Below are 17,138 nucleotides of genomic sequence, written 5' to 3'. Positions count from 1 at the left end.
GTCATGGGGATCTTCACTATTGCCCCCCGGCATCTCCGCTTCGCCGTTAAGCTCGCCTGCGCGGTGGTGCTGGCGCTCTTTGTTGGCTTCCACTTTCAGCTGGAAACCCCGCGCTGGGCGGTGCTGACGGCGGCGATCGTTGCCGCGGGTCCGGCATTCGCGGCCGGAGGGGAGCCCTATTCGGGCGCCATCCGCTATCGTGGGATGCTGCGTATTGTCGGTACCTTTATCGGCTGTATTGCGGCGCTGGCCATTATCATCCTGATGATTCGCGCCCCGCTGCTGATGATGCTGGTGTGCTGCCTGTGGGCCGGATTCTGCACCTGGATCTCTTCTCTGGTGCGGGTTGAAAACTCCTACGCCTGGGGGCTGGCGGGCTATACCGCGCTGATCATTGTTATCACCATTCATACCGATCCGATGTTGGCGCCGCAGTTTGCCGTCGAGCGCTGCAGCGAGATTGTGGTCGGTATTGTCAGCGCCATTGTGGCGGACCTGCTGTTTTCGCCGCGGTCGATCAAAAAAGAGATCGACCTGGAGCTGGATAACCTGCTGGTTGAACACTATCGCCTGATGCAGCTCTGCGTGGCGCATGGCGACAGCGAAATCGTGGATAAAGCCTGGGGAGCATTGGTACGCCGGACCAGCGCGCTGGAAGGTATGCGCGGAAACCTGATTATGGAATCCTCGCGCTGGGCGAAGGTCAACCAGCGCCTGAAGGCGATTAATACCCTCTCCCTGACGCTGATTACCCAAGCCTGCGAGACCTACTTAATCCAGAATTCACGCCCGGAAATGGTGACGGATGATTACCGCGAGCTGTTCGCCGAGCCGGTTGAGAACGTGCAGGATGTACATCGACAGCTGAAGAGAATGCGCCGTTTTCTGACCTGGAAAGGGGAGCATAATACGCCGGTAACGATCTATAGCTGGGTCGGGGCCGCCACGCGCTATCTGTTGTTAAAAAGGGGCGTTGTCGGCAATACCAAAATTAGCCGTATTGAAGATGAAGTGCTGCAGGGCGAAGTGGTGATGAAAGCCGAGTCGGCCGAGCGCCATCATGCGATGGTGAACTTCTGGCGCACCTCCATTTCGTGCATTCTCGGCACGCTGTTCTGGCTCTGGACCGGCTGGACCTCCGGCAGCGGGGCAATGGTGATGATCGCGGTGGTCACGGCGCTGGCGATGCGTCTGCCGAACCCGCGCATGGTGGCACTGGATTTCCTCTACGGGATGCTGGCGGCTCTACCGCTGGGGGCGTTTTTCTTCCTCGTGATTATGCCCGCGACCCAGCAAAGCATGCTGCTGCTGTGTATTAGCCTGGCGGTGATGGCATTCTTCATTGGGATTGAAGTACAGAAGCGGCGGCTGGGATCGATGGGGGCGCTGGCCGGCACCATCAATATCCTGGTGCTGGATAACCCGATGCAGTTCCAGTTCAGCCAGTTCCTTGACAGCGCGTTAGGCCAGATAGTTGGCTGTTTCCTCGCGCTGATGGTTATCCTGCTGGTGCGAGATAATTCGCGGGCGCGCACCGGGCGCGTGCTGCTCAATCAGTTTGTCTCGGCAGCGGTCTCATCGCTGACCACCAATACCGCCAGGCGCAAAGAGAACCATCTGCCGGCCCTCTATCAACAGCTCTTCTTATTGTTGAACAAGTTCCCGGACGATATTGCCCGTTTCCGCTTAGCGCTGACGCTGATTATTGCCCATCAGCGCCTGCGGGATGCGCCGGTGCCGGTTAATGACGATCTGTCGGCATACCATCGCCAGCTGCGTCGTACTGCGGATCACGTAATCTCCGCAGGCAATGATGACAAGCGTCGGCGCTATTTCTCCCGCCTGCTCGACGAGCTGGATATTTATCAGGAGAAGCTGCGGCTCTGGGAAGCGTCGCCGCAGGTGACGGAGCCGGTCCGACGGCTGGTGGAGATGCTGCGCAAGTATCAGCATGTGCTGACGAATAGCTAAAGACCAAAACCGACGCCTGAAGCGTCGGTTTTTTTATCGCTATACTTACTCATCAACGGGACCCCTTCGATTCAGAAATATAAGGATGGCAAAGCGACCGTCCGGCGGTATGGTATTTAGCGGGGAATGGCGGCGGGTTTAAGCGGGGGCGGGCGATGACGGTCTACACGTTTGATTTCGATGATATAGCGGAACAGCAGGATTTCTATCGTGAGTTTTCCCGCGTCTTTGAGCTGAGCCGGGAGAGGGTAAACAACCTGGACTCGCTCTGGGAAGTGACCACCGGCGGCCTGCTGCCGCTGCCGTTGGAGATTGAGTTTATTCATTTGAGCGATAAGCAGCGTCGGCGCTTTGGCGCTTTGATTTTGCTGTTTGATGAAGCGGAAGAAGAGCTGGAAGGGGAATTACGTTTTAATGCCAGACAGGCATAAAAAAGCCCCCGACGGGCGGGGGCAAGTCGTCGGATAAGACGACGAGGGTTTATTTGTACAACTCAGCCGTAGCGTGCCAGGTATCGCCGGTACGGGCTTCAATAATACGGTAGCTGCTGGCGCCTTCTTTAGCGGCCTTAGCCGCCAGTTCCTGGCGCATATCCATCGGCGCGCTGCCTACCTGCGAGACAGAAACGGTGCCCATAGACTGTAGGTTTTGAGCCTGTTCGGCGTTGACCTGCTGTACGGCGGCGCTTGCGCCGAAAGAGAGTACGGAGGCCAGGCCCAGGGATGCGATGATCATTGCAGTTTTCATAATTTTTACTCCAACCATGTTGATTGCAGCGGCGGGAGGTTTGTTATGTACCTGGGCCGCTGGAGATATTCTGTATTCAGTGAATAACCGATAAGCGTTAAAACTTATTTATAAAGTTCTGCCGTCGCGTGCCAGTGGTCGCCGGTGCGCGCTTCGATGATGCGATAGGAAGAAGCCCCTTCCTCCTGCGCTTTTTTGTTCAGCATTTCATGCATATCCATCGGGGAAGCACTTACCGCGCCGACGGAAACGGTGCCGATTGGCTGACGGCTTTGAGCCTGATCGCTGTTGATTGAATCAGCGGCGAAAGCGCCAAAAGAGAGTACGGACAGGATACTGAGTGCAGCTACGGTTGTTTTGATTTTCATGATGTTCACCTCGTCGAATCTTATTACTGAGAGCTCTTTGTTTCGTGACCCTCATCACAAAATCAAGTATACACTAATCACCAAAAATATTAATACCGTGCTAATTGTTTTGCGTGTAAATAATTACATAGAAATGTCTTTTTTATAACGTATAAGAATTAGAAATGTCATTTATTAGCCACGGGCTCCCGCTATTTCTAATAAAATCATAAAGATGGATGTATTTGATATTTTGTGCGTTTTCGGCCCTTTCATTCAGTAAAGGAATGTATAGGAGGGAAAAACCACACTAAATGTTAAAGAAATGCTGCATTTTTTGAAGGGCCCTCCGGCGTCAGCCAGAGGGAGAGGGCTTAGAGTTCTTGTTCAAACAGGACCAGAATCGCGTCGTGCAGATCTTTGACGGTAAATCCTCTGGCCGGGGTGGTAAAGATGGTGTCATCACCCGCGATACTGCCAAGGATGCCTTCCGCTTTACCCAGGGAGTCGAGAAGACGCGCGATGAGCTGCGCTGCGCCTGGGCTGGTATGGATAACCACGACGGCATCGTTATAGTCGATGTCCAGGACCAGGTTTTTCAGCGGGCTGGAGGTTGTCGGAACGCCAAGCTCGGCAGGCAGACAGTAGACCATTTCCATTTTGGCATTACGGGTTCGTACCGCGCCAAATTTTGTGAGCATGCGAGAAACTTTCGATTGGTTGATATTATCGAAACCTTCTTCCTGCAGCGCCTGGACGATTTCACCTTGAGAGCTGAATTTTTCTTCTTTAAGCAGCAGTTTAAATGCTTTAACCAGTTCTTCTTGTTTTGCCGAACTTCGCATAAGTCACCCAGATTATGGTGGTAAAAACAACATCATTATGCATAATCATGAATTTTTATGCAAATAATCCGCAAGGGGATAAAGTAAATAATGTTATGAAGGGGGCATATTTTAGCAAATAACCCTGATAAGGAACATGCCTTCATCACAGCGCGTAAATAGCTGTAAAAGTAAATTAAATGTTATGAGATTGGTGTTGTTTTGCCGAACAGGCTGGGTGTATTGTAACCACTAGTCGGTCCGGTACTACGTTTTGCTGGATGGCCAGTCTCAGGGATGAAAATGCGAAGCGGATGCATCGCTGCGCACCAGAACGCATTCTTCAACCATACTTATTGTAATTGTTCATCTTGTGAATTAAGGTCCAGGCGACGGAGTAACGAAAGACGATATTAACCATAATAAGGAGTTTAGGATGAAAGTTGCAGTCCTCGGCGCCGCTGGTGGAATAGGCCAGGCGCTTGCCCTACTACTTAAGACCCAACTGCCTTCAGGTTCAGAACTCTCGTTGTACGACATCGCTCCGGTAACTCCGGGCGTGGCGGTTGATCTCAGCCATATCCCTACCGATGTAAAAATCAAAGGTTTCTCCGGTGAAGACGCGACCCCGGCGCTCGAGGGCGCTGATGTGGTGCTGATTTCCGCTGGCGTTGCGCGTAAGCCAGGCATGGATCGCTCCGATTTATTTAACGTTAACGCCGGTATCGTGAAAAATCTGGTTCAGCAGATTGCCAAAACCAGCCCGCAGGCCTGCATCGGTATTATTACCAACCCGGTGAACACAACGGTGGCTATTGCGGCGGAAGTGCTGAAAAAAGCCGGCGTTTACGATAAGAACAAGCTGTTTGGCGTGACCACGCTGGACATTATCCGCTCTAATACCTTTGTCGCTGAGCTGAAAGGTAAATCCTCATCCGATGTCGAAGTGCCGGTTATTGGCGGCCACTCGGGCGTCACTATCCTGCCATTACTGTCACAGATTGCTGGCGTAAGCTTCAGCGAACAAGAGGTGGCAGACCTCACTAAACGCATTCAAAACGCCGGCACTGAAGTCGTTGAAGCTAAAGCCGGTGGCGGATCGGCAACGCTCTCTATGGGTCAGGCGGCAGCCCGTTTTGGCCTCTCCCTGGTCCGCGCGATGCAGGGTGAGAAGGGCGTGGTGGAATGCGCCTATGTTGAAGGCGATGGTCAGTACGCTCGCTTCTTCTCACAGCCGCTGCTGTTAGGCAAAAATGGTGTGGAAGAGCGCCATTCGATAGGCACGCTCAGCGCCTTTGAACAGCAGGCGCTGGAAGGCATGCTTGATACGCTGAAGAAAGATATCGCCCTGGGCGAAGATTTCGTTAATAAGTGATCGTTCTGATTTGCGAATGATGTAAACGAGCGGGCAGCCTTGCCCGCTCGCTGTTTTTAAAGCCTCCGCCGTTTCGCCCCGCTGTTGATTGTTATCAAAATGTGATCGCCTCTGCAACTTCGGCAATCCCTTCCTGATTCTTGATTTTTTGGTCACGCCCCGCCCGAATTTCCACCCGGCTCTTAAGGCGGCCCGGCTTTTGGCTGGCTTATATTGATTCCACCTTGCCGCCATCACCGGGAAAAACATGACCTCCTTAATGCTCAAGCGCAGTGATTACTTCACTAGTGCCGCCCATCCGGTGGCGGTGGAGCACCGCTGCCCGCAGGATATCTTTCCTCTGCATCGCCATGATTTTGACGAAATCGTTATTGTCTGGCGCGGGAACGGATTACACATCTGGAACGGACTGCCGTACCGCATTACCTACGGTGACGTGCTGTATGTGACCCAGCAGGATAGCCATTACTATCAGTCGGTCGATAACCTCGAGCTGGGCAACATTCTGTTTTGCCGCGACCGCCTGCGCCTGGGCACCGACTGGCACAATCTGCTGCCCGGCACGGAAACCCACCAGCAAAGCCGTAGCTGGCGATTAACCCGGGAGTCGCTGGCGTTGATCCGCCAGCACGTTGAGCGTCTGGCCGGCGAGTGCGGCAGGCGTGACCCCGTTTCTTTACGCCTGAGCGAGTCGATATTTCTCGAACTGGTGCTTCTGCTGATGCGCCACCGCTACGCGCCGGACAAGCTGGCCTCTCACGCCCGCCAGGATATCGATCTGGTCATCGCCAGCCTCGGCTCGCGGCTGAATGAGAAATTTGAGCTGGAATCCCTCTGCGCGCAGCATCAGCTCTCTCCGCGTTCGGTGCGCGACGCCTTCAAACAGATAACCGGTATGACCATCAGCCGCTACCAGATGCAGCGCCGCCTGTGCCGCGCCATAACGCTGCTCGGCACCAGCGAACTCTCCATTGCAGAAGTGGCGGCGGTGAGCGGCTTTAGCGACAGCAACTACTTCTCGGTCATCTTTCAGAAAAGCTTTAACCAGTCCCCCAGCCACTGTCGACGAGCGCTTCAGGCGCGGGGGCTGGGACGCGGACATTTTCCTTTCTCAGACGATTTATCCTCATCAGGAGACAACCTATGAACGCACCCGCCACGCTTAATACCGCGCTGTTTGGTATCGGGCTCAACACCTACTGGCCGCAGTTCAGCGGCCTCGAACAGCGCCTGCTGGGCTATCTGCAGGAGATTGAAGAGCAGCTCTCTGCGCCTTCGCTGACTGTGCTGAACGGCGGGCTGGTGGATTCGCTGGAGAAAAGCGATGCGTTGGCCCTGCGCCTCAGGCAGTTTTCGCCGGACGTCATCGTGATCGCCATCAGCACCTATGCCCTGAGCTCCACGGTGCTGCCGCTGGTGCAGCAGTTCAGCGTGCCGGTGCTGATCCTTGCCCTCCAGCCGGATCGCACGTTGCCGTACAGCGTGATTCGCGATCTGCCCGATCGCGGGGCGCGCACCGGCGAGTGGCTGGCGCATTGCCAGGCGTGCAGCGCGCCGGAGCTGGCGAACGTCTTTAATCGCGCCGGGATTAGCTGGGAAATGATCGTCGGAGCTTTGCACAACGATCCCCACGTCTGGCGGGAAACACGCGCCTGGCTGACGGCGCTGACGCTGAAAAAGCAGCTGGCGCAGACGCAGATTGGCGTGCTGGGCCATTACTACAACGGCATGTACGACGTCTATTCCAACATGACGAACCTCTCAGCGAAGCTGGGCGTTCGCTTCCAACCGCTGGAGATGTGCGAGCTGCTGAGCTGGCGCGAGCAGGTTTCCGACAGGCAAATAGAAGAGAAGTGGCGGGAAATAAGGGAAAAGCTGGTCATCGATGACAGCTGTGATGAGCAGGAACTGCTGCGGGCAACGCACACCGCCGTCGCCCTCGACGACCTGGTCCGGGAAAACAAACTGCACGCGCTGGCGTACTACTACGAAGGCACGCCGGGCAGCGCCCATGAAAATATCGTCACCTCGCTGATTCTGGGCAATACGCTGCTTACCGGGCGGGATATTCCGGTCGCTGGAGAGTACGAAGTTAAAAACGTTATCGCGATGAAAATTCTCTCTTTACTCGGGGCCGGAGGCTCGTTTGCCGAGCCTTACGGCATTGATTTCGATGATGATGTCGTGCTGTGGGGGCATGACGGCCCGGCTCATCCGGCGATGGCCGAGGGTGAAGTGCGCCTCGTGCCTTTGCCGGTTTATCACGGTAAGCCCGGCAAAGGGATCTCGATCCAGATGAGCGTACGCAACGGGCCGGTCACCTTCCTGTCGGTGGTGGAGGACGTTAACAACCGGGTGATTTTGCAGTACGCCGAAGGGGAATCGCTGGCGGGAGAAGTGCTGGATATCGGCAATACCAACAGCCGCTACCGCTTTGCCTGCGGCGCCCGGGCCTTCACCGAAAGCTGGTCGCGCGGCGGGGCGGCTCATCACTGCGCCATCGGTATCGGGCACCACGGTGCGACGCTTGAAAAGCTTGCCAGCCTGCTCGGCGTGACGGCTACCCGCATTGTATAACCGCAAAGGAGAACCTTTATGAGTGCAAAAATTGGTATTTTCGCCATCGGCCTTGAAGCGTACTGGCCGCAGTTTTCGGGCATGAAAGAGCGGCTGATGGAGCATCATCAGCGGCTGCTGGAGAAATTCTCGCCGCGCGACGTCGTTGCCGCAGGCATGGTGGACAATCCGGCAAGGGCGCGGGAGGCGGGGCTGCGCTTTCAGGCGGAAGACGTGGATATTATTTTCTGCCACCTGACAACCTACGCCTCGTCCGAGTCCCTGCTGCCGGTAGTGCGCGCGCTGGGCAACGTGACGCTGGTGCTGCTGAACGTGCAGTCGGTTCCCGCGCTGGATCTGGACCAAACGCAGACGATAGACGACTGGCTGGGCAAAGGCTGTACCTGCGCCGGGCTGCCCGAAATGACCGCCGTGCTGCGCCGTTTCGAGCATCCTTTTGCGGTGGTTTCCGGCTACCTTGAAGGAGATACCATCCTTGATGAGAAGATTAGCCAGTGGTGCGACGCGGCCAACGCCTGCCGTCGCCTGAAGTCGGGGAACATCGGCATTCTTGGCCGTCCGTATCCGGGGATGATGGATCTCAACGTCGATGAGACGCAGATTTTCCGCACCTTCGGCAGCTACGTGAAGCATCTGAACTGGGAAGATATCGCAGCCAATATCGCCCACGGCTTTAACCAGGACGACATCGAGCGGGCGGGCCGGGAAGTGAAAGAGGTTTTCCGTCTGCCGGAGGATCTGGATGAGCAGCATCTGACCTCAATGATTGAGGTCTATCTGGCCACCCGCAGGCTGGTTGATGAGCACCGGCTGATTGCGCTGTCGAACCACTTCGAGGTGCAGCCCAGCGGCTATATGCACCAGATTATCTCCGCGTCGAATCCGGTCTTCTCCATGCTGACCCGGCAAGGGATCGCCTGCCCGGTTGAGGCCGACGTCAAAACGGCGATCGCGCTGACGCTGATGAAATCCCTGGCCGGCAGCGCAACGCTGACCGAGCTGTATTCGATGGATTTCAATCAGGATCTTTGCATCGTCGGGCACAGCGGGGCGGGCGATCCGGACATCGCCGATGAAAAATCCCTGCTCAAAATGAGCTCCGTCTTCCACGGCAAGCCGGGCAGCGGTTTTCTGACCCAGTTTACCCCGGCCACCGGGCCGGTAACCCTGGCTTCCGTTACTCAGGGGGCCGACGGTCAGTACATGCTGGTGCTGGCCGAGGGCGAGCTTGTGGAAGGCAAAACGCTGCAGCTTGGGGATACGAACGCCCTGTTCCGCTTCCGCAAAGGGCTGCGCGCTTTTGTGGATGACTGGTCCGCCTGCGGCCCGACCCATCACTGCGCGATGGGACGGGGATACCACGCCCAGGCGTTTCATAAACTTGGGCAGCTGTTGAAGATCCCTGTCCACGAGGTGTGATCTTCAGGCGCACGATCGTCCTGATCCAATTGCTGTCGCGCGCCGTACGACCTGTGGGAAGCCCGCTTTCTCCCATTTAATCCTTACTTTTTTGTGATACCCGCTATCGCCTGGCCTCCCTTTGCCGAAATTTGGCCCGGGGAGCCTGACTATTCTCTTGTGAGGTTAATATGAACACGTTATCGACCCCTCCCACGGCCGTCGCCCACGGCAGACGCTACAGCTTTCTGGTCGCCATCGGGGCAAGCATCGGCGGCCTGCTGTACGGCTACGACACGGGCATTATTGCCAGCGCCTTGCTCTTTCTGCGCGAGGATTTCGCCATCGCGGACAACGCCTTTATGCAGTCGGTGGTCACCTCCGCCACGCTTCTCGGCGCGATATTTGGCGCGCTGCTGACCGGCCCGCTCTCGGATCGTCTGGGGCGGCGCAGAACCGTCATCGTCATCTCAATACTGTTTGCTTTATTCGCTCTCGGCTGCGCTTTAGCGACCTCCCTCAATATGCTGATTGTCATGCGTTTTTTGCTTGGCCTGGGCGTCGGAGGCTCCTCGCAAATTGTTCCGATGTATATCGCCGAGCTGGCGCCTGCCCATCGGCGGGGCGCTCAGGGCGTGCTGTTCCAGATGATGATCTGCGTCGGCACGCTGCTGGCCTACGCCGTGGGCTATCTGCTTGGTCCATCCGGGGCCTGGGAGTGGATGCTCGGGCTGGCGGTTATCCCGGCGGTGATTTTTATCGTGATGATGCTGTATCTGCCGGAAAGCCCGCGCTGGCTGGTGGGCAAGCAGCAGGCTAAACGGGCGGAGGAAATCCTCGTCCGCGTAGGGCGCACCGGGCACGAAGCCGCTCAGGAAGTAAAGGAGATAGAGCGGCTGCATCAGGACCAGCAGTCGAGCTGGAGAGAGCTGTTCCAGCCCTGGGTGCGGCCCGCGCTGGTCGCCGGTCTGGGCATCGCTATTTTCTCTCAGGCTACCGGCATCAGCGCCATCATCTATTACGCCCCTTCCTTGCTGGTGATGGCGCAGTTTGGCAAGTCGGTGGCGATCCTCGGCTCCGTCGGGATCGGCGTGGTGCTCACGGTATTCACCCTGTTAGGGATTTGGCTGCTGGACGTGCTCGGGCGGCGGCGCCTGATGCTGATTGGCCTGCCCGGCGCGGTGGTGGTGCTGGCGGTGATGTCGATGCTGCTGCCCTGGTCCGCCCACGCGCAGGAGCTGCTGAGCGACGGCCATAAAATTATCGTGCTGGCCTGCCTGCTGGGATATTTCGCCTTCAACGGCGGCAGCCTGTCGGTTGTAACCTGGCTGTACTGCGCCGAAATCTTCCCTCTTGGCGTGCGGGGCAAAGGCACGGCTTTGTGCTCGTTTGCGCTGTGGGTCGTCAATTTCCTCGTCACCCTGCTGCTCTATTTCACGGCGGATGCGCTTGGCATCGGCCTGGTGTTCGGCGCGCTGGCGGTGGTCAATGCGCTCGCCTGGGTCTTCGTGTGGCGCTACGCCCCGGAGACGCGGGGGAGAACGCTGGAGGATATCGAACAGAGCCTGCTTAACGGGCAGTTCAATTCGCGCAATGCCGCTTCTTCGGGCGTTTTGCTCAATAAAATCAACTCAGACTGAGAGGTCGTTATGGAATTAAAAACGGATATTCCGGACAGCCAGCGCGCGCTGTTCCTGATGGCGAAAGAAACCCTTGAGCTACGGACCACCGCCGTGCCGCAGCCGCAGGCCGGGGAAGTGCTGCTGAAAATCGGCTCGGTCGGCGTGTGCGGTTCAGATAAGCATTTTTACTTCGACGGGCGCTGCGGCAGCGAAATGATTACCGCGCCGATGATTATGGGACACGAGTTTGGCGGTGCGATTGTGGCGGTGGGGCAGGGAATTTCGCCGCACCGCGTCGGGCAGCGCGTATCGGTGGATCCGCTGGTACCCTGCGGCCGCTGCCGGCACTGTGTGCAGGGCAATTATAATATCTGTCCGACGCAGAAGTTTTTCGGCGTGCCGGGCACCTACGGCGCCATGCAGCAGTATTTGTGCGTCCCTTCAGGCAACGCGCACGCTATCAGCGACGCCATTAGCGACGGCGCGGCGGCGATGGTCGAAACGATTTCAGTCGCTCTGGCAGGGGCGCAAAAAGGACGGATTGGCCTGGGTTCCCGGGTGTTAGTTACCGGCGGCGGCCCGGTGGGGTTATTCGCCGTTCAGGTCGCTAAAACTCTGGGCGCCACGGAAGTGGTGCTGGTTGAGCCTCAGGAGGGGCGGCGCAAAATTGCCCATGAGCTGGGGGCTGAAACGCTGAGCACTCTGGCCGATAACGACCGGCAGTACGACGTGCTGCTGGAATGCACGGGCGTACAGTCCGTGCGCCACGACGCCTGTCTGAGCGTACTTTCCGGCGGGCGGGCAATCATGATCGGCGTGGGTGAACAGGTGGGCGGCTTTCCCATGTCGGCGGTGATAGAACGTGAAGTCACCATTCACGGGGTTATGCGCTATAAATTCACCTGGCCTGCGGTTATCGCGGCGCTGGAGGAGCAGAGGCTGAACGCCGATATTTTGATAAGCAGACGTTTGCCGCTGGCGCGCGCCCAGGAAGCATGGACGCTCCCGATGACGAATGAAATTAAGACGATGATCGACGTTAACGCCTGATTGACGTTAACGTCAGTATCAAAAGCTAAAGCCCGGCCTGTCGGGCTTTAGTTGGTTGCCGGGTATTCCTGCACGGCGATATGCAGCGTGATTTTCTTATCTTCGCGCATGATCACCACCGGAATTTCTGAACCCGGACGGATCTCAGCAACCTGATCCATAGTTTCGAGGGCGGAAACCGCGGGCTTGTCATTTACCGAGATGATCACGTCGTTAGCGCGGATCCCGGCCTGAGCCGCAGGACCGTCCGGCGCAACGTCGTTAACCACGATCCCCTGCAGCTGATCGATCCCGCCGCCCTGCGCGTGTAACGGCGCGATCTCACGGCCGCTAATGCCGATGTAGCCGCGGATCACGCGGCCGTCGCGGATCAGCTTATCCATGATCTTCGTTGCCAGCTGGAAGGGGATCGCAAAACCGATCCCTTCCGGCGTTTCGCCATCGTTGCTTTTATCAAATGACAGCGTGTTAATGCCCATCAGTTCGCCCAGCGAATTGACCAGCGCGCCGCCGGAGTTACCGTGGTTGATAGAGGCATCGGTTTGCAGGAAGTTTTGTCGACCCGTCGGGTTAAGGCCGATACGACCGGTGGCGCTGATAATCCCCTGGGTAATGGTTTGCCCGAGGTTATAAGGGTTACCAATCGCCAGAACCACATCGCCAATATGCGGCACGCGTTTCGGATTAATCGGGATAACCGGCAGACCGCCGTTGGCGTTGATTTTTAATACCGCCAGATCGGTGAGGGTATCCGAACCGACCAGCAGGGCTTCAAAGACGCGGCCGTCCTGCAGCGCGATGATGATCTGGTCAGCGTCGTTAATGACGTGCTTATTGGTCAGAATATACCCGCGCTGGTCCATGATGACGCCGGAACCAAGAGTCAGCTGATTGTGGCTGGTGCCGTTGAGGGCGCGGTTATAGACGTTGACCACCGCAGGCGCAGCCCGGCGGACGGCAGGATTATAGCTGACGGGCGATTCATCCGCGCTATCGTACTGGGTCGTCGTCGTCAGATGCCATTGACGCAGCGAGGGCATCGCGGCCAGCAGCAGACCCCCGACGATCAAACCAATGAGTACTGAACGTAAAAGCTTTCCAGGCATGATGCAGGTATCGTTGATTAATGGACAGGCGCAGCATAGCACGACTTACAGGCGTCGTCTTTCACGTTACCGGTGCGCAGGCTGCGTCCCGTCGCCCGATATTCCGGACATCGCGGCGATCGCGATGTCCGGATCTGAGCATTAGCGCAGCAGAAGATAAATGCTTTCGTTACCGCGCATCACGTTAAGTGCGATGACCGCCGGTTTACTCTCCAGCACCTTGCGCAGCTCGGCGATAGAGCTAATGCGCTCGCGGTTAAGGCCGATGATAATATCGTCTTTATGCAGGCCGACCTGTGCCGCCGGGCTGGCTTTATCGACGTTATCAACAACCACGCCTTTGGTGCCGTCCTTCATCTGGCCATCGCTCAGCGATGCGCCCTGCAGGGCGGGGATGATCAGCTCGGCGCTGGCGCTGGAAGAGGTACTCTTATCCAGCGTGACGTCAACATTCAATGGCTTACCGTCGCGCAGAAGCCCCAGCTTCACTTTCGTTCCCGGCTCGGTGGTGGCGATACGCGACCGCAGTTCGGCAAAGCTGTTGAGCGGCTTGTCGTTCATGCTGACAATCACGTCCCCGGATTTAATCCCCGCTTTAGCTGAACCGGAGTTCGGCAACACCTCGCTGACGAAAGCGCCGCGCTGAACGTCGATATTCATCGCCTTGGCGATATCGGCGCTCATTTCAGTACCTTTAATTCCCAGCAGGCCGCGTTTGATTTCGCCAAACTGAATCAGCTGCTGAGCGAGTGTTTTCGCCATGTTGCTGGGAATGGCGAAGCCGATGCCGACGCTGCCGCCGCCCGGCGCCAGAATCGCCGTATTGATACCAATAAGTTCGCCATTCAGGTTCAGCAGCGCGCCGCCGGAGTTACCGCGGTTAATAGAGGCATCGGTCTGGATGAAGTTCTCCAGCCCTTCCAGGTTCAGGCCGCTGCGGCCGAGGGCGGAGATAATGCCTGAGGTGGCGGTCTGCCCGAGACCGAAGGGGTTGCCGACGGCGACGGCAAAATCACCCACGCGCAGCTTATCGGAATCGGCGATAGCGATTTGCGTCAGATGGGTCGGTTTTAGCAGCTGCAGCAGGGCGATATCGCTTTGATCATCGCTGCCGACCAGCTTCGCATCAAACTCGCGGCCATCGTTTAGCTGAACGCTTATCTTTTGTGCCTGGCTGATGACGTGATTATTCGTCAGCACATAGCCTTTTTCCGCGTCGATGATAACGCCAGAGCCAAGACCCTCAAAAGGCTGAGCCTGCTCCTGCGGCGCATTGTCGCCAAAGTATTTTTTCAGCTCTTCCGGCATGTTTTGCGCAGGGGAGGCGGTGCCTTCAACCTGGACGCTTACCACCGCAGGCAGCACTTTTTCCAGCATCGGCGCAAGGCTCGGTAGCGCCCCCTGGCCCGGTACCTGCGTGGGGATCGACGCCGTAGCCGTAGGTAAAACGGACAACGATAACCCTATGCTTAACGCTAACGCACTCAACAGCAAAGTCTGTTTCTTCATTAGATGCTGGCTCTCGTAACCTGAGGTGTGTGGAAAATCGTCCCGAATGGCCTGATGTTATTGAATTTTCGACCAGGTAACAACGTGGTCAATGTTTTAAATTGTAGCTGGGATGTAGGGGGGAAGACGGGCGCAAAGAGTGCGCCCGGAAAATATTTTTACGCTAACCTTAGGATTAGTCGCGTTTTGCACCGCCGCGCAGCAGGCCGGATGCGCCTTCAGAATAGTCGCGCGGCATCTGGACCGGCGCCTGATCGTTACCGGCTTCTGATTCCGCCAGGCGGTTGCGGAATGGATTGGCCTCCGCCATGGTATCCGGCAGCAGGTTGCTGGAGCTTTTTGCCATATGCTGGTACAGCTGGCGATAGTCATCGGCCATGTTATCCAGCAGTTCAGCGCTGCGAGCAAAATGGCTGACCAGCTCTTCACGATACTCTTCAAGCTCTGTTTTATTCTTTTCGAGTTCGAACTGCAGCGCCTGTTGTTGACGTAATTTGCGGTTGCCAAAACGCATGGCGACGGCACCGATGATGATACCGACAACTAGCCCAATTAGCGCATATTCCCAGGTCATGTACATCTCCCGTTGTTTTGTGGTTCCGTAGGGTGGCTATGAGGCTCTCCGCCTGCGCCCGATAGTGCCACTATAACCGCTAATTCCACAGAAGTGGAATCCTGGCGTATCATCGCGTAGTGTAGAACGGCCTTTTTTTCGACAATCGTGAGCTTTGACGTTACGATTTTCAAGGAATAACAATTAGATCATGCAAAGCCTGTCCCCAACATCGCGTTACCTTTTAGCTCTTAAAGAGGGCTCTCATCAGCCCGACGACGTCCAGCAAGAAGCGGTAAGCCGCCTCGATACTATCTATCATGAACTGCAGGCAAAACCCGCGCCGACGCCGCAAAGCGGCGGCCTGCGGGCGAAATTCGGCAAACTGCTTGGCAAGCGTGAGCCTGCGCCTGAAACGGGCTCCTCCCGCGGCCTGTACATGTGGGGTGGCGTGGGGCGCGGTAAAACCTGGCTGATGGACCTCTTTTATCAGAGCCTGCCCGGCGAGCGTAAGCAGCGCCTGCACTTTCACCGCTTTATGCTGCGCGTTCATGAAGAGCTGATTGCGCTGCAGGGGCACAGCGACCCGCTGGAGATCCTTGCCGACCGCTTTAAGGCGGAAACCGATGTGCTGTGCTTTGATGAGTTTTTTGTTTCAGACATTACCGATGCCATGCTGTTGGGCGGGTTAATGAAGGCGCTGTTTGCGCGCGGCATCACGCTGGTGGCGACCTCGAATATTCCTCCGGACGATCTGTACCGTAACGGCCTGCAGCGCGCCCGTTTCCTGCCGGCTATCGAGGCGATCAAGCAGCATTGCGATATCATGAACGTCGATGCGGGCATTGATTACCGTTTACGTACGCTCACTCAGGCCCACCTCTGGCTATCGCCGCTCAACGCGCAGACCCAGCAGCAGATGGATAAGCTGTGGCTGGCGCTGGCCGGCGCGAGGCGCGAGCAGATGCCTACGCTGGAGATTAACCACCGCTCCCTGCCCACGCTTGGCGTGGAGAACCAGACCCTGGCGGCGTCGTTCACTACGCTATGCGTAGATGCGAGGAGCCAGCATGACTACATTGCGCTGTCTCGCCTGTTTCATACCGTTATGCTCTTTGATGTTCCGGTTATGACGACGCAGCTGGAGAGCGAGGCGCGGCGTTTCATTGCGCTGGTTGATGAATTCTACGAGCGCCACGTTAAGCTGGCGGTCAGCGCGGCGGTGCCGCTGCACGAAATCTACCAGGGAGAACGCCTGAAATTTGAGTTCCAGCGCTGCCTGTCACGCCTGCAGGAAATGCAGAGCGAGGAGTATTTAAAGCGCCCTCATATGCCGTAACGCGCCTTTCTCCCTCTCCCGGCGGGAGAGGGTTGACGTGGATGCGCCAGGGCGCGCTCCGGTCGCGAAAAAACCAGGCCAAATCACATAAAGGGGTCGATCTTTACTCGTGACTTCTCTATAATCTTGCGACCCCACGTTACGAGAAGGTTTTTTTCCCAAAACTTTCTATGTGCCGGCATAGGCTATTCGAAGGGGTAGGTTTGCTGGACAATGTCGTGTGAACCTCAACTGACTAAACGTTTGGGTGTTCACCAACGTGTAACTTATTATTTGGGTAAGCTTTTAATGAAAACTTTTACAGCTAAACCAGAAACCGTAAAACGCGACTGGTATGTTGTTGACGCGACCGGTAAAACTCTGGGCCGTCTGGCTTCTGAACTGGCTCGTCGCCTGCGCGGTAAGCATAAAGCGGAATACACTCCGCACGTAGATACTGGTGATTACATCATCGTTCTGAACGCAGAAAAAGTTGCTGTAACCGGCAACAAGCGCGAAGACAAAATGTATTACCACCACACCGGCCACATCGGTGGTATCAAAGAAGCGACCTTTGAAGAGATGATTGCCCGCCGTCCTGAGCGTGTGATTGAAATCGCGGTTAAAGGCATGCTGCCAAAAGGCCCGCTGGGTCGTGCTATGTACCGTAAACTGAAAGTTTACGCGGGTAACGAGCACAACCACGCGGCACAGCAACCGCAAGTTCTTGACATCTAATCG

The 17,138-nt window shown here is 56.6% G+C and carries 16 protein-coding genes; 10 read left to right on the top strand and 6 right to left on the bottom strand.

Annotated elements, in window-relative coordinates; genetic code table 11:
- Positions 1-3 precede the first annotated feature (3 nt).
- Together aaeB and GO007_RS11870 are read left to right on the top strand one after the other, a co-directional pair.
- Entirely contained in the window at positions 4-1,971 is a 1,968-nt protein-coding gene (aaeB, locus tag GO007_RS11875) for a p-hydroxybenzoic acid efflux pump subunit AaeB (protein ID WP_095099997.1), read from the top strand.
- Positions 1,972-2,126: 155 nt separating this feature from the next.
- Positions 2,127-2,402 (top strand): barstar family protein, encoded by a 276-nt coding sequence (locus GO007_RS11870; protein ID WP_095099994.1) that lies wholly within the window; start codon positions 2,127-2,129, stop codon positions 2,400-2,402.
- 49 nt (positions 2,403-2,451) lie between these two features.
- Here the strand turns inward: GO007_RS11870 and yhcN-B are convergent, their stop codons facing one another.
- The 3 genes from yhcN-B to argR form a co-directional block, all read right to left on the bottom strand.
- On the bottom strand, positions 2,452-2,718 hold the full coding sequence (yhcN-B, locus tag GO007_RS11865; RefSeq protein ID WP_095100131.1) for a DUF1471 family stress response protein YhcN-B: 267 nt from the start codon (positions 2,716-2,718) through the stop codon (positions 2,452-2,454).
- Between the two features lie 104 nt (positions 2,719-2,822).
- Positions 2,823-3,086 (bottom strand): peroxide/acid stress response protein YhcN, encoded by a 264-nt coding sequence (gene yhcN, locus GO007_RS11860; protein ID WP_095099991.1) that lies wholly within the window; start codon positions 3,084-3,086, stop codon positions 2,823-2,825.
- Between the two features lie 353 nt (positions 3,087-3,439).
- Complete coding sequence (gene argR / locus GO007_RS11855) at positions 3,440-3,910, bottom strand: transcriptional regulator ArgR (protein ID WP_041147448.1); 471 nt, start codon at positions 3,908-3,910, stop codon at positions 3,440-3,442.
- Positions 3,911-4,325: 415 nt separating this feature from the next.
- On the opposite strand from argR, the gene mdh reads away from it, so the two are divergent.
- From mdh to GO007_RS11825, 6 genes are all read left to right on the top strand, one after another.
- Complete coding sequence (gene mdh / locus GO007_RS11850) at positions 4,326-5,264, top strand: malate dehydrogenase (RefSeq protein ID WP_095099988.1); 939 nt, start codon at positions 4,326-4,328, stop codon at positions 5,262-5,264.
- Between the two features lie 247 nt (positions 5,265-5,511).
- On the top strand, positions 5,512-6,411 hold the full coding sequence (locus GO007_RS11845; protein ID WP_065907145.1) for a helix-turn-helix domain-containing protein: 900 nt from the start codon (positions 5,512-5,514) through the stop codon (positions 6,409-6,411).
- The gene (locus tag GO007_RS11840; RefSeq protein WP_095099984.1) at positions 6,408-7,841 is read left to right on the top strand and encodes an L-fucose/L-arabinose isomerase family protein; all 1,434 of its coding nucleotides are present in this window, start codon (positions 6,408-6,410) and stop codon (positions 7,839-7,841) included. The genes GO007_RS11845 and GO007_RS11840 overlap by 4 nt, the downstream gene beginning before the upstream one ends.
- An 18-nt stretch (positions 7,842-7,859) precedes the next feature.
- The gene (locus tag GO007_RS11835; protein ID WP_095099981.1) at positions 7,860-9,260 is read left to right on the top strand and encodes a sugar isomerase; all 1,401 of its coding nucleotides are present in this window, start codon (positions 7,860-7,862) and stop codon (positions 9,258-9,260) included.
- A gap of 170 nt (positions 9,261-9,430) precedes the next feature.
- Entirely contained in the window at positions 9,431-10,879 is a 1,449-nt protein-coding gene (locus GO007_RS11830; protein ID WP_095099978.1) for a sugar porter family MFS transporter, read from the top strand.
- A gap of 9 nt (positions 10,880-10,888) precedes the next feature.
- Entirely contained in the window at positions 10,889-11,911 is a 1,023-nt protein-coding gene (locus GO007_RS11825; protein WP_095099975.1) for an alcohol dehydrogenase catalytic domain-containing protein, read from the top strand.
- Between the two features lie 47 nt (positions 11,912-11,958).
- Here the strand turns inward: GO007_RS11825 and degS are convergent, their stop codons facing one another.
- The 3 genes from degS to zapG form a co-directional block, all read right to left on the bottom strand.
- Positions 11,959-13,017, bottom strand: a complete 1,059-nt coding sequence (gene degS, locus GO007_RS11820; protein WP_095099972.1) for an outer membrane-stress sensor serine endopeptidase DegS — start codon at positions 13,015-13,017, stop codon at positions 11,959-11,961.
- A gap of 141 nt (positions 13,018-13,158) precedes the next feature.
- Positions 13,159-14,526: a serine endoprotease DegQ gene (gene degQ, locus GO007_RS11815; protein WP_095099969.1), complete on the bottom strand. Its 1,368-nt coding sequence runs from the start codon at positions 14,524-14,526 to the stop codon at positions 13,159-13,161.
- 175 nt (positions 14,527-14,701) lie between these two features.
- The gene (zapG, locus tag GO007_RS11810; RefSeq protein ID WP_095099966.1) at positions 14,702-15,100 is read right to left on the bottom strand and encodes a Z-ring associated protein ZapG; all 399 of its coding nucleotides are present in this window, start codon (positions 15,098-15,100) and stop codon (positions 14,702-14,704) included.
- Between the two features lie 190 nt (positions 15,101-15,290).
- On the opposite strand from zapG, the gene zapE reads away from it, so the two are divergent.
- Both zapE and rplM read left to right on the top strand, forming a co-directional pair.
- On the top strand, positions 15,291-16,418 hold the full coding sequence (zapE, locus tag GO007_RS11805; protein ID WP_095099963.1) for a cell division protein ZapE: 1,128 nt from the start codon (positions 15,291-15,293) through the stop codon (positions 16,416-16,418).
- A 288-nt stretch (positions 16,419-16,706) separates the two neighbouring features.
- Positions 16,707-17,135: a 50S ribosomal protein L13 gene (gene rplM / locus GO007_RS11800; protein WP_004868222.1), complete on the top strand. Its 429-nt coding sequence runs from the start codon at positions 16,707-16,709 to the stop codon at positions 17,133-17,135.
- The last annotated feature ends 3 nt before the right edge of the window (positions 17,136-17,138 follow it).

It is taken from the genome of Klebsiella sp. 10-1, from assembly GCF_009758445.1.
GTDB classification, from domain to species: domain Bacteria; phylum Pseudomonadota; class Gammaproteobacteria; order Enterobacterales; family Enterobacteriaceae; genus Klebsiella; species Klebsiella scottii.
This window is presented reverse-complemented; position numbering and strand designations above follow the sequence as displayed.

Bases quoted from the DNA above. Each gene is read 5' to 3' on its own strand.
- GO007_RS11835 (WP_095099981.1), top strand. From the start codon at position 7,860: ATGAGTGCAAAAATTGGTATTTTCGCCATCGGCCTTGAAGCGTACTGG.
- GO007_RS11845 (WP_065907145.1), top strand. From the start codon at position 5,512: ATGACCTCCTTAATGCTCAAGCGCAGTGATTACTTCACTAGTGCCGCC.
- degS (WP_095099972.1), bottom strand. From the start codon at position 13,017: ATGCCTGGAAAGCTTTTACGTTCAGTACTCATTGGTTTGATCGTCGGG.
- rplM (WP_004868222.1), top strand. From the start codon at position 16,707: ATGAAAACTTTTACAGCTAAACCAGAAACCGTAAAACGCGACTGGTAT.
- GO007_RS11830 (WP_095099978.1), top strand. From the start codon at position 9,431: ATGAACACGTTATCGACCCCTCCCACGGCCGTCGCCCACGGCAGACGC.
- GO007_RS11840 (WP_095099984.1), top strand. From the start codon at position 6,408: ATGAACGCACCCGCCACGCTTAATACCGCGCTGTTTGGTATCGGGCTC.
- yhcN-B (WP_095100131.1), bottom strand. From the start codon at position 2,718: ATGAAAACTGCAATGATCATCGCATCCCTGGGCCTGGCCTCCGTACTC.
- yhcN (WP_095099991.1), bottom strand. From the start codon at position 3,086: ATGAAAATCAAAACAACCGTAGCTGCACTCAGTATCCTGTCCGTACTC.
- zapG (WP_095099966.1), bottom strand. From the start codon at position 15,100: ATGACCTGGGAATATGCGCTAATTGGGCTAGTTGTCGGTATCATCATC.
- aaeB (WP_095099997.1), top strand. From the start codon at position 4: ATGGGGATCTTCACTATTGCCCCCCGGCATCTCCGCTTCGCCGTTAAG.
- GO007_RS11870 (WP_095099994.1), top strand. From the start codon at position 2,127: ATGACGGTCTACACGTTTGATTTCGATGATATAGCGGAACAGCAGGAT.
- GO007_RS11825 (WP_095099975.1), top strand. From the start codon at position 10,889: ATGGAATTAAAAACGGATATTCCGGACAGCCAGCGCGCGCTGTTCCTG.
- argR (WP_041147448.1), bottom strand. From the start codon at position 3,910: ATGCGAAGTTCGGCAAAACAAGAAGAACTGGTTAAAGCATTTAAACTG.
- zapE (WP_095099963.1), top strand. From the start codon at position 15,291: ATGCAAAGCCTGTCCCCAACATCGCGTTACCTTTTAGCTCTTAAAGAG.
- mdh (WP_095099988.1), top strand. From the start codon at position 4,326: ATGAAAGTTGCAGTCCTCGGCGCCGCTGGTGGAATAGGCCAGGCGCTT.
- degQ (WP_095099969.1), bottom strand. From the start codon at position 14,526: ATGAAGAAACAGACTTTGCTGTTGAGTGCGTTAGCGTTAAGCATAGGG.